Genomic DNA, 12,398 nt, shown 5'->3' with positions numbered 1-12,398 from the left:
AATTTCGATAAGCAGATTTGCTTATCCATGTTTATTACATTAGAAGCAAAATTGAAATTTGTAAAGAAATATTACATATATATTAATTATGAGAGTGATTTTTTTTAGTGATGAATTGTGTCTCCAGACGCAATTCATCGACTTTTATTAACCAGGGGGCCAGTCCAACTGCCGTCCTCCCAAAATATGCAGATGTAAGTGGTGGACTGTTTGACCACCATCATCACCAGTGTTGATGACAACTCGATAACCGTTTTTCAATCCAGCTTCTTCTGCAACACGTTTGACAGTTAACAAAAGATGCCCCAACAGAGCATGATCTTGAGATTCAGCATCAGCTAAGGTGGGAATGGGTTTTTTGGGAATAACGAGGATATGAACGGGTGCTTGAGGATGGATGTCTTTGAATGCTAAGACCAAATTATCCTCATAAATAATATCAGCCGGAATTTCCCGACGAATAATTTTGCTGAAAATCGTTTCTATAGTTTCACTCATGCTAATACACCTACTCATCTGCTAGAAATTTTAAAGGTTTAGTGTAGTAAGTAGATCATCACATAACAAAATACTCCTTCCTGTGATAAAGTCTTCCATAGATAACATTCGTCCCACCCCAGCATAGAGACAATAATAACAATCTCTTATTCAACTATAGGGTGGAATTTTGATGATTAGAAAGTTGCATATTTGATGTATCAGTGTTTTGGAGTTTTTTATGAAGCAGTCAAAATATTATTTTATTGTTTTTATTATTATTACAATTAGCATATTTTTGCGTTTCTTTTTGTTGCAAAATCAAAGTCTTTGGTTTGACGAAGGCTGGAGCTTAGAACTATCTGATGGTGCAAGCGTTCAAGAAAATTTTTTCAAAATTATAACTATAGAAGCTGGTGACAAATACCAACCGCTTTATTATTTGGTTTTATTCTATTGGCGTGCGGTTTTTGGAGATAGTGAATTTGCACTTAGATCGCTCTCATCTCTGCTAGGAGTAGGCTCAGTAATCACCATATTTTTTACTAGTTTACGTGTTTATGGAAAAAAACATGCCTTATGGTCGTCAATGATCTTAGCAGTTAGTTCTTTTAGCATATTCTACAGCCAAGATGCCAGACCTTATGCATTATTAATATTTATAACTTTACTTCAAATATATTTCTTTAGTTATGCAATCACTGTAGACAAGAGAAATAAAATTATTCCACAATTGCTTTTTGGTGTTTTTACTGCCATAGGAAGTTTTGGCAGTATTTTGACGGTTATATTTAGTTCAGCTATTTTTTTATCTCATGCAATTGTTTATAGAAACTTAAAAGAATTGATCAGATGGTGGATACCTCCAATAGTTTTTTCCTCCCCAATGCTTTGGTTCTACTTGTCTTCACCTGCTGCATCTGATCCAACAGCAACTACAGTAACTCGTGCCGGATTACCTATAATTACAAACATTATGTTTGTGATCTACGGTATATTAGTCGGGACATCTTATGGGCCACCATTAGAAAAACTACGCGATCAGGAAAAGATAAATGTTTTACTTGGCTACTGGCCTCATTTATTAATATTTATTCTCGTCATTACTGTTATCTCTATAGCTTTAGTAAGAAGTTTATTAAAACAGCGTAAGAAAAAAAGGTATCAACAGTCCGATTACTTTTTCTCATCACTTTTTGTAGTATCATTTTTACTACTTTTTATTTTTGCCCTGGGGACTAAAATTAATTTGCTACCAAGGCACTCTTTTTTTCTATGCATACCAATTTTCATTCTGATCCCATCAGCTTTTTTACATAATTACCAGCCCAAGAATAAACTTTCTTTAACTTCTCAGCTTCCAAAGTTAGCTACTGTTTCTTTGCTATTAATGAATCTTTATTCAAATTGGCAATACTATTTCAATCCAGCTCATGCAAAAGATGACTACCGTTCAGCTGTTCGCTACCTAATAAAAAATCGAAATGAGTCTGCAAAATCTGTATTGTTATTTGGACAGCCTACATTATTCCAATATTACGGAGATTCATCAACCATTTATTTACCAGTTCATATTATAGAAGCTATGAAAGGGAAAAATATTGGAGAAAAAGTTAATACAGCAACCCAAAATGCAGATACAGTTTATGTCATACTTAACCGGGACTTTTATTGGAAATTCAATGATGTTTTTAAAGTAGAAATGAATGATTTATATAAATTGCAAGGTGAAAATAATTGGAATTATATAAAGATATATAAATTCACAAGAAAGAAATAGAAAAAAGCGCCTGTTAATATTAAGTTTTTCCTTGGGCGGCTCAATTATTTATGATACTTAACCACCAACATGAACGCTAGGAGTTTATGAGGATTCTTTTCAACCCTATGGAGTACTTCACGAGTTACCACAGCAATGTCGCCTTCTCCAAATAAGATAAAACGCAGTAAGTCTTGTATGGGGTTGCCCTCAACCCAGCCGAAAGCAGGCATGAGGAATCTTACCTGTTTGGTCACGAATGTAAAGCAGTATAGTAGGGTAATTGCGATTGCCTGGCCGTGAAACCAATTTGGGGTAAGGGAATTTTCGATAATACGGGCTGTAGCATCAGCAGCCGACAGGGTGATGGTAATAATAAAGTCGGTTGCTACAAAGCCAAGTAAGCACAGGACAAGCCATTTACCTTGCCACCAAGCTTTAACTGCCACAGGGTTTAAAGCCCTAGTTCAGCGCGCTCAGTGAACGCTAAACTTATTTATGAAAAACAAAAAAAGATATATTTCAAGGCTTAAACTATAGACCTAGTGAACGGACTTGATTTTCGTTAAGCTATTAGTAGTTTGTTTACCAAGAAAATTCTACAGTTAGAGAATGATAATTTTATGGGGAAATGTTTAAATTTTGTATGGAAGCTTCAATAAAACTCACAAATGTTTTTTTAGGCAATTTCTCGGTTAAATCTATTAAATCTCTAATGATAATATTGCTATGAATGCACATAGAGGATCTGCTGTGCTCAGTTCTGCGACTTTCAAAGTGCAACCGTCTGCAACAGGACTGACTGATAATCATCGCCTGCGGCTGTTTTCTGGCTCTGCCAATATCCAACTGTCTCAAGAAGTTGCTCGTTATCTGGGCATGGACTTGGGGCCAATGATTCGCAAAAGATTTGCGGATGGAGAACTTTACGTTCAAATCCAAGAATCAATTCGGGGTTGTGATGTCTATTTAATCCAGCCATGTTGTCAACCCGTAAACGATCATTTGATGGAATTATTGATTATGGTTGATGCCTGTCGTCGAGCTTCTGCGCGACAGGTGACGGCAGTAATTCCCTACTATGGCTATGCTCGTGCCGATCGCAAAACGGCAGGACGAGAGTCAATCACCGCCAAGTTGGTTGCTAACTTAATCACCGAAGCAGGAGCCAACCGCGTTCTAGCAATGGATTTGCACTCGGCGCAAATTCAAGGTTACTTCGATATCCCTTTTGATCATGTTTACGGTTCGCCAGTATTGCTGGATTATCTAGCTAGCAAAGAACTTCCCGACCTGGTGGTTGTTTCTCCCGATGTTGGCGGTGTAGCAAGGGCCAGAGCATTTGCAAAAAAACTGAATGATGCACCACTGGCGATTATTGATAAACGTCGTCAGGCACATAATGTTGCAGAAGTGTTAAATGTCATCGGCGATGTTAAAGGTAAAACAGCAGTATTGGTAGATGACATGATCGACACGGGCGGCACGATCGCAGAAGGAGCGCGATTACTGCGTGAAGAAGGAGCGCGTCAGGTATACGCCTGTGCGACTCATGCAGTATTCTCTCCGCCAGCGATGGAGCGATTATCCAGTGGCTTATTTGAGGAAGTCATTGTTACTAATACGATCCCCATACCAGAAGCCAATCGTTTTTCCCAACTAGTGGTGCTGTCGGTGGCTAATCTTTTAGGGGAAACCATCTGGCGGATTCATGAAGATACTTCAGTTAGTAGTATGTTCCGCTAAATTGCCATTCATAATTATAGGCATCAATTACCCACCCTGTACTTTTTAATTGGTTACAGTGTGGGTTTTTAAATACCTAAAATTTTTGTACTGAGATTACAAAAAACTTTTTCTCTCCCATTCCCAATTCTCAATTCCCAATTCCCAATTCCCTACCTATAGAGCCAAACTCGGAGTAGTGAAAGCAGTTGCTCAGTATCTACAGGCTTGGTGATATAGTCAGAAGCTCCAGCTTCAATGCATTTTTCGCGATCGCCTGGCATGGCTTTGGCTGTTAAAGCAATTATTGGTAGGGAACGGAACTGTTGTTGCTGACGGATGGCGCGGGTAGTTTCGTAACCATCCATTTCTGGCATCATGATATCCATCAATACTATATTAATGTCAGGATTAGTTTGCAGCATTTCTATGCCATCTCTGCCATTTTCGGCAAACAGCACTTGCATTTGATAGCTTTCTAAAAAGCTGGTGAGAGCAAAAATATTTCGGAGGTCATCATCTACAATCAAAATCGTCCGATTAGCTAGCACCGGGTCGTTGTGGTGTAGTTGTTCTAGCATTTGCCGCTTTGGTTGGGGCAAATTTGCTTGCACCCGATGCAAAAATAGAGCAGTTTCGTCTAATAACCGCTCTGGCGATCGCACATTTTTAATAATAATTGTCTCTGCTAGTCCCCGCAGTTGGGTTTCTTCTTGTCGGCTGAGTTCTTTGCCGGTGTAAACAATAATCGGCAGTTTCAACAGTTTCGGTTCTTGCTTGATTTGCTCAATTAGTGCAAACCCGCTCATATCGGGCAGGCCAAGATCCAGTACCATGCAATCAAAGTGGTGCGATCGCAAAATCGATAAGGCTTCTGCTCCCGTACCCACTGCTGTACTGTGGACATCACCATTACCAATCAGTTCGATAATACTTTGGGCTTGTACGGGATCGTCTTCTACGATCAGGAGATTTCTTACTTGACGCTCAATAAAGCCTTTAATATCAGTCAATACCTGAGTTAGCGCTTCTGGAGAAACAGGTTTTTGTAGGTAAGTAATCGCTCCTAGCTGTAATCCCCGTTGCTGTCTTTCATCCACAGAAAGTATATGTACTGGTATATGTCTGGTATCGGGTTTATGCTTCAGACGATCCAGCACCGTCCAACCATCCATTTCTGGCATGTGGATATCGAGCATAATTGCATTGGGCTTAAACTGTTGTGCGAGTGCTAGACCTTGTTTGCTGTGTAAAGCAACAATGGTCTTAAAGCCCTGCTGACGAGCCATATCTAGTAAGATGCGGGCAAATTTATCGTCATCTTCGATAATTAGTAAAACGCGATCGCCCGGTTTAATTATTTCCCGGTCATCAGGAATTTCCTGGGCCAAGGTATTAAGTACTTTCGCTGTTGGAGACGTATCCGCAGTTACAGTCTCTTTTTCTATCAGAGGCACTTCTTTTATAGCTAATGGTTTGCGGATAGTAGTTGGCTGAGTGAGTGTAAAAGGATTTTTACTATTTTTTTCCTGTCGCCTGGGCAAATAGAGAGTGAAGATGCTGCCCTGCTCTGGTTGGCTGACTAGTTCAATTCTCCCTCCCAACAGTTGAGCCAATTCGCGGCTGATGGACAAACCTAAGCCAGTCCCGCCGTACTTACGGCTGGTTGTGCCATCTGCCTGCTGAAATGCCTCGAAAATAATCTTCTGTTTTTCAGGGGGAATACCTACACCTGTGTCGCTAACTGCAAAAGCAATCATTGGATTATCAACTTCGGCTGCGTCGGAAGACATACTAATTTTCAAGTTCACGCTTCCTTGTTCAGTAAACTTAAAAGCGTTAGCGAGGAGATTTTTCAGCACTTGTTGCAGACGTTTGGAGTCGTTATAAATTGTCGGGGGTAACTTATCATCTAATTCAATACTAAAACTGAGTTCTTTGTTATGGGCCAATTGCCGAAAAGTCTGCTCTAAAGATATCTCTAAATCTGCAAAAGTAATTTGCTCAATATTGAGCGACATAGTACCCGACTCAATTTTTGCCAAATCTAAAATGTCATTGATCAATTCCAGCAAATCAGTGCCAGCCGAGTAAATAGTCCGGCTGTACTCTACTTGTTTGTCGGTCAAGTTGTTAAGAGAATTATCTGATAACAGTCTTGCTAGAATTAACAAGCTATTGAGCGGTGTCCGTAGTTCGTGGGACATATTCGCAAGAAATTCTGACTTATATTTGGAAGATAAAGCCAGCTGTTCAGCTTTTTCTTCAAAAGACTGCCTTGCACGCTCAACTTCCTGGTTCTTGCGAGCAACTTCCCGATTTTGAACTTCTAACAGTTCTGCTTTTTCTTCTAGTTCTTCATTTAGTTGTTGTAGTTCTTCATTAGACTGCTTGACAAGAAATTGTGATTCTTCTAACTCGTGCGCCTGTTCTTCTAGGCGTTGATTGCTCTGCCGTAGTTCTTCTTGTTGTGTTTGCAGTTCTTCTGTTAAGGCAATAGACTCTTCAAGTAGTTGCTGGGTTTGTAATTGTGAAGCGATGTTATTTAAAAATACACCCAGATTTTGACTTAATTGCTCTAAAAATGTCAGATGCAAATGGCTGAAATGGCTAAAAGAGGCAAGTTCAATTACGGCACTTACCTCCGTCTCAAAAACTATAGGCAAGACAATAATATTTAATGGTGGTGCTTCTCCCAAACCGGAACTGATGCGGATATAGTCACTAGGAACTTTTGTGAGGAGGATTCTTTGTTTTTCTAGGGCACATTGTCCTACTAATCCTTCACCCAAACGAAACTGATTTGCTAGGTTTTTTCGCTCTTTATAAGCATAACTACTCAACAATTTCAGCACTGGCTGGTCGTCTATAGACGTCATCGCATAAAAAACGCCCTGCGATGCCCCAACTAGCGGTGCTAAATTTGACAATATTAAGCTAGTTGCATTTTCCAAATTACGCTGCCCTTGGAGCATTTGGGTAAATTCAGCTAAGTTAGATTTTAGCCAGTTTTGCTCATCATTTCTTTGAGTTGTGCTTCGCAGATTAACGATCATCTGATTGAAGGTGCGAGTCAACACGCCAATTTCATCCAGGCGATCGCTATCTGGTAAACTCACCGATAAATCTCCATCCGCCATTTTTTCTGCTAAACCAGAAACTTGCTTCAGAGGGGCTGAGATATGTCTGGTCAGGGCGAATCCGATCAAAGCTAAGACTAAAGAAAAGAAGGGAATACTATAGATAATAGTAGCGATCGTTTGCTGGGCAGCGACTCTTGCTCTCTCAGAGCGCTGTTTTAGCAGTGCATTCTCCTCAGTTTTCATCGCCTGGATAACTTTTTGAATCTGATCCATCACCTGCTTACCCTGATCTGTCAGGACGGCTCTCTGAGCAGGTTCCACGCCTTGGCTTTCTCGTAACTCAATGACATCTTTCATTACAGCCATTCTCTCGATTAGTAGTGGCTGCAAAATATCAAGTCGATTTTGTTGGTTGGGATTATCTAATGTTAATCTCTGAAGTTCCTTAACTCTTTGATTGAGTAATCCAACGGCAGAGTTATAGGGTTCTAAATAGCGCTGTTCTCCAGTAATAATGTAACCGCGTTGACCAGTTTCAGCATTTGTCAGTTGTAAGTTTAGTTCTTCAAGCTGACTTAGCACCTGGTAAGTATGGGTTTCTTTGCGCGAAGTTTGAATTAACTCGTTGGTGCTTTGGTAGGAGATTAGACCAATGGTGGCCAGAGTTGCTAAACTTAGGGCAAAACTTACTCCAATCTTGGTTCCAATCTTCAAACGGTTCAACATTATTCTAGGCAGGTATTCAAATTATTTCTGTTCTAATTTTGTTTTAGCTATTCAACATAAATGTCAAATATTTAGTTTTGTTGGAATCTACCTAATTATTGGCAAGCTCAACATTATCAGTTGCATTTTAATATAGTCAAGAAGGTAACGTAATTTTAAATGAATAAATAAAGACTTTTCCTGTATTTGATATTTCTATAATTTAAAAGTCATTAAATCTTTGGATAATGTGACTTCCTTCAAAAGAAACAACTACGTAATTTTGTAATTGAATCTTGTGGGGGATAATTAACTACTTGTTTTTAGATTATAAATTTAAATACATCGGACTTTACGCCGTATGCAACTTTATTTTATCTCAGACCTAACCCCCAATCCCTTCCCGACAAGGGAAGGGGAGCAAGAATTAAAGCCTCTCTCCGCTTCGGGGAGAGGAATGGAGAGGGGTTCCAAAAATAAGTCGCCCACTACATGACTTTACTAAACAATGGTGGTTTTTATGATTGCAGCAATTGACCAAGCAAGACCTAAATTCGGCAAAGGGCAACAGGTAGAATTTATTGGCGGATTGGGAACCATAATACAATCTCATCCTAACTCTGGAAATTGGTCGTACCTTGTAGAAATGGAAATGGGTTCAGAACCAGAAATGGGTAGGATTGGCTATGAAACTACTATTTTACTATTTGAAGCAGATATTATTTTACCCGAAGACTACTCTATTGTCGCTTAGGTTTAATATTGACATCATTGCTTTTATGAAGAAAAAAACCTGTAGGATATTAATTAGGGCTTACATAAACAATACCCAAACCCATAATTTTTTTTCTCAGGGCAATTTGTATACACTTAGTATGTATAATTTTGCATAAATTGCATCTAAGTATTTTAACTACTATTTAATATTTCCCTGTGATACCTATTAATGGTGACTTTAGGCATCACAATGGAAAATTAGGGTTTAAAAGGGCAATATATATTTGTACCGAGATGTAATTTATATAGCAATTACCACGCTTTTTTCTAAATTCTCAAGAAGAATATACACAATTACTTGATGTCGTCAAGGCTCTTGAGCTTAACTGAATATTTAACTAGAAATTTCTAGTTATCTGGCGATCGCTTTTAGCCGCATCAACTTTAGATTGGCTATATATACCAAAATACTGGCTCTTGTTACTCTCTAAAATGGCTCTTGCGCCTGCTATGTAGATATCAGTGCCTTTTATAACTATTAGATAATAACCCAGGGATACCTGACGTTCGTAATATCTGGCTACATCATCAGGAATTCCTAAAGTAGTGTAGTTATCTTGACAACTCCTAATGTCGATTTCAAAAATATCACTTAGGCTGTTTGCATTTTTAGTAATTATGGATACTTGGCTCATCGGAAAGCCAGCAGTTCTCAGTTCCGTAAGTGCTTTTTGTGCATCTTTGCGCGTGTAGAAAACACTAACAGCGTGTTTATAACGACTATTAGGAGTTAAATATGGCTCATCAGCACCCCGTTGTTGAATATCACGACGATTAAAAATCCTCTGAGCAAGATGAATTTCTATGTCTATGCCAGTTACTATTAGCAAATAGTAACCTTTACAGACAAGATTGCTGTAACTCTGTGCTTGTTCTTTAGAGATTCCCAAACTTAGGAAGAAACTAGATAGACCATCTGCTAAAGTAGAAGCGATCGCTGTTGCCTTTAGTCCAGCTAGCATGACTTCGCCTATATCAGGAATTAACCAGATCACTAGACCCACTAATAAGCCACTAAAATCACCTAAAACTTCACCATTAAAGCCTTCGGCAACCTCTGATGCAGATATATTGCTAGTGCGCTCTTTGACTTCAGCACCAGCAATATCACTTTGTCCTTCTGCATTCTGGGCAATTACAGAAACTTGATGCATTGGGAAATTAGAAGCTTTTAGTTCCTGAAGTGCCAACTTTGCATCGGAACATCTAGCGAAAACTCCTATAGTTATTCGCTCTTTTTCTAATGTCATTTTATTGGTTGATTACAGCTAGAAATGATTCCCAAAACTATCAGCTAATTTGAGATAATTACACTGCTCGACGAGTCAGTAAGCCCCAAAGGAAAATCAGTAGCATAGCACCTAGAACAGCAAACAATATGCTTCCAAGGGATAAAGCTCCGGCAGATGCGGCGGCGGCTGAACCACTTCCCAGTACAATTTGACCCAAATAGCCACCAACTACGGCTCCAAGTATTCCTAAGATGATTGTGGAGAGAATACCGCCACCTTGGGTTCCTGGATAAAATAATTTAGCTAACGCACCTGCAATTAAACCCAAAACCAGCCAAGCAATAATGTTACCCATTGAATTTCTTCTCCTCTGTAAGAATCTGCTTTGTTTGTTTTTGACTATTTCATGATAAAGTTTGGCTACAAAATTACTGATCTATCTAGAGAACTAATATCAAAAATCTTTAGATGTTATTTGAATATTCACAAAAATTCTTGGATTTAAGGATGAATAGATAAGTTAGTAACACTCATGTATTTGCTATATGTAGCAATCATATTTGAGTTGTAAAATTTATCGTAGACGCACGGCGGCTGAGACTATCGCCCGCGCATTTCATTAATGGCGTAGGCGTATGAGCATCCCAATTTTGCAATACCAAGATAGTGAAGCAAAGCGGAATGAAGCGATCGCAACTCCAGGAGACGCTGCGCGATCGCTCCATTTGATTATGCTTGCAATGACAGCTTATGTTTATGCACATTCGGGGTGCTTTCTGTAGGCGTAGCCAGCCGTAGGCATCGCACTTACATTTTTTGTCTGTATGAATAAATTATTTCCCTAGATAGATGTATTTTTGTTATTTATCAATTTAACTATTTTTAGAGTTGGCATCAAAAGTAAACTAAATCAGTTTTGATAGTAAGTAAGAAAACCGTACTTTTCTTTGAGGTTTTTTCTGTACCAAATATCTACATTTAACTAGATACAATCAAAATGTAGCTTACAGTAGTGCTGTTTTTTAGGAAATTTATACAGCATTAGCAGGACGGAAATATGACAAATCAACTGAAAACGGCTGCAATGCTCGCCGCATTAAGTGGACTTTTGATTGCAATAAGTTACTGGATAATTGGCGGTACAAGTGGTCTGATAATCGGAATTGGCTTGGCAGGAGTAACAAACCTGTTGTCCTGGTATCAATCAGATAAGATTGCGCTGGCAGTGTACAATGCCCAACCAGTCAGTCAAGGGGAAGCACCGGGGCTTTATCGGATGGTGCAGAGATTAAGCGATCGCGCTAACATCCCCATGCCCAAAGTTTACATTGTTCCGAGCCAGGGAGCTAACGCCTTTGCTACCGGACGCGATCCCGAACACGCGGCTGTGGCTGTCACCGAAGGCATTTTGAATATCTTACCAGACGATGAACTCGAAGGCGTTATTGCCCATGAACTGACCCACATTATTAATCGTGACACCCTCACACAAGCTGTTGCTGCTACTGTGGCTGGTGCTATCTCATTCTTAGCGCAAATGGTGAGTTATAGCTTATGGTTTGGCGGTGGTTCACGAGATGACAACAGAGGTGGTAATCCTTTGGGAGTTTTGTTAACAGTAATGCTTGCGCCAGTGGCTGCAACAATTATTCAGCTAGCAATTTCGCGCACACGAGAATTTTCTGCTGATGCCGGTTCTGCTAAATTAACTGGTAATCCCCGGGCCTTAGCCAGGGCATTACAACGGTTAGAAGCCTCAGCAAGACAGATGCCTTTAAATGCAAATCCAGCTTATGAGCCTTTACTAATCATCAATTCTATCTCTGGGCAATTTATGGGTAACTTGTTCTCCAGCCATCCTGCTACAGAGGCGAGAGTTGCAGCACTGCTGAAATTAGAGCAAAAACTACCAACAAAAGTTTATTAGTCATTGGTTATTAGTCATTAGTCATTTGGAAAATTAAAAATGACTAATGATTATCACTATACAGATAATGGAGTTTTCATCTAAAAGTAAACTTTGCAATTAAGGATGTTTTAATTATGAATGGTAACAATATCGAATCCTTTGGAACACCAGTAATTGAATCTACAGAATCCATAATAATTTTAGAAGTTAGTCCTCAAACCGATAAATTAGTAGAAACTGAAATGGCTGGCGAAAGTGATGAAGTGAAGCGCGAAACTAAAGCGCTGATTGAGGCACTAGAAAGACGCAGCCAAGCAGAATCAACAGGGACTCTCACACGTGAAACCTATTTAAAAGCTGTGCGACAAGCACGAGAATTGATTGAAGGCAGAAAAGTGAGGGAACGCGATCGCTTAGAGGACTCTTGGGCGATAATTCAGGATGAAGCTGAGAGAAACTGGCACTTAATGATGAAAGACTTCGTAGACTTCAGCTTTCGCCTGCAAAAGGCGGCTACTGCTGCTTGGGAAACCTTCAATAACCCTTACTCTCGTTAGTTCACGGAACCACTGCCTGTTTTGAATTAAAGTTCAAGTCTATCCCTCTCTGAGTCGGCTACGGTATACACTTAGGTTATTGAATTACCCCTCCCTGACCCTCCTCTTATAAAGGCTACGGTATACACACAAGTTGTATCTGCAAGGGTTTCAGGCATTTATAGATCCCTTGAA

The 12,398-nt window shown here is 39.5% G+C and carries 11 protein-coding genes; 6 read left to right on the top strand and 5 right to left on the bottom strand.

Annotated elements, in window-relative coordinates:
• Nucleotides 1–147 precede the first annotated feature (147 nt).
• Nucleotides 148–498, bottom strand: coding sequence for a histidine triad nucleotide-binding protein (locus tag VB732_RS22120; RefSeq protein WP_323233049.1), 351 nt, complete (start codon nt 496–498; stop codon nt 148–150).
• 220 nt (nt 499–718) lie between these two features.
• Between VB732_RS22120 and VB732_RS22115 the strand changes: the two genes are divergently transcribed.
• Nucleotides 719–2,257, top strand: a complete 1,539-nt coding sequence (locus VB732_RS22115) for a glycosyltransferase family 39 protein (protein ID WP_323233048.1) — start codon at nt 719–721, stop codon at nt 2,255–2,257.
• Between the two features lie 44 nt (nt 2,258–2,301).
• Here the strand turns inward: VB732_RS22115 and VB732_RS22110 are convergent, their stop codons facing one another.
• Nucleotides 2,302–2,685, bottom strand: a complete 384-nt coding sequence (locus tag VB732_RS22110) for a hypothetical protein (protein ID WP_323233047.1) — start codon at nt 2,683–2,685, stop codon at nt 2,302–2,304.
• Nucleotides 2,686–2,965: 280 nt separating this feature from the next.
• On the opposite strand from VB732_RS22110, the gene VB732_RS22105 reads away from it, so the two are divergent.
• Nucleotides 2,966–3,982: a ribose-phosphate pyrophosphokinase gene (locus tag VB732_RS22105; protein WP_323233046.1), complete on the top strand. Its 1,017-nt coding sequence runs from the start codon at nt 2,966–2,968 to the stop codon at nt 3,980–3,982.
• A gap of 152 nt (nt 3,983–4,134) precedes the next feature.
• On the opposite strand, the gene VB732_RS22100 is transcribed toward VB732_RS22105, so the two are convergent.
• Nucleotides 4,135–7,770 (bottom strand): response regulator, encoded by a 3,636-nt coding sequence (locus VB732_RS22100; RefSeq protein ID WP_323233045.1) that lies wholly within the window; start codon nt 7,768–7,770, stop codon nt 4,135–4,137.
• A 499-nt stretch (nt 7,771–8,269) separates the two neighbouring features.
• Here VB732_RS22100 and VB732_RS22095 point away from each other — a divergent pair, with 499 nt between their 5' ends.
• Nucleotides 8,270–8,503, top strand: a complete 234-nt coding sequence (locus VB732_RS22095) for a hypothetical protein (RefSeq protein WP_323233044.1) — start codon at nt 8,270–8,272, stop codon at nt 8,501–8,503.
• A gap of 361 nt (nt 8,504–8,864) precedes the next feature.
• On the opposite strand, the gene VB732_RS22090 is transcribed toward VB732_RS22095, so the two are convergent.
• Complete coding sequence (locus VB732_RS22090; RefSeq protein WP_323233043.1) at nt 8,865–9,776, bottom strand: hypothetical protein; 912 nt, start codon at nt 9,774–9,776, stop codon at nt 8,865–8,867.
• Nucleotides 9,777–9,834: 58 nt separating this feature from the next.
• The gene (locus VB732_RS22085; RefSeq protein ID WP_323233042.1) at nt 9,835–10,113 is read right to left on the bottom strand and encodes a GlsB/YeaQ/YmgE family stress response membrane protein; all 279 of its coding nucleotides are present in this window, start codon (nt 10,111–10,113) and stop codon (nt 9,835–9,837) included.
• A gap of 280 nt (nt 10,114–10,393) precedes the next feature.
• Here VB732_RS22085 and VB732_RS22080 point away from each other — a divergent pair, with 280 nt between their 5' ends.
• From VB732_RS22080 to VB732_RS22070, 3 genes are all read left to right on the top strand, one after another.
• On the top strand, nt 10,394–10,540 hold the full coding sequence (locus tag VB732_RS22080; protein WP_323233041.1) for a hypothetical protein: 147 nt from the start codon (nt 10,394–10,396) through the stop codon (nt 10,538–10,540).
• 275 nt (nt 10,541–10,815) lie between these two features.
• The gene (locus VB732_RS22075) at nt 10,816–11,685 is read left to right on the top strand and encodes a zinc metalloprotease HtpX (protein ID WP_323233040.1); all 870 of its coding nucleotides are present in this window, start codon (nt 10,816–10,818) and stop codon (nt 11,683–11,685) included.
• 116 nt (nt 11,686–11,801) lie between these two features.
• Nucleotides 11,802–12,224, top strand: a complete 423-nt coding sequence (locus tag VB732_RS22070) for a hypothetical protein (RefSeq protein WP_323233039.1) — start codon at nt 11,802–11,804, stop codon at nt 12,222–12,224.
• Nucleotides 12,225–12,398: the final 174 nt, after the last annotated feature.

Source organism: Nostoc sp. UHCC 0252 (assembly GCF_034931145.1).
Classification (GTDB): Bacteria; Cyanobacteriota; Cyanobacteriia; order Cyanobacteriales; family Nostocaceae; genus Nostoc.
Note: the sequence above shows the minus strand (reverse complement) of the source record. Positions and strands in the feature narration are given on the sequence as shown.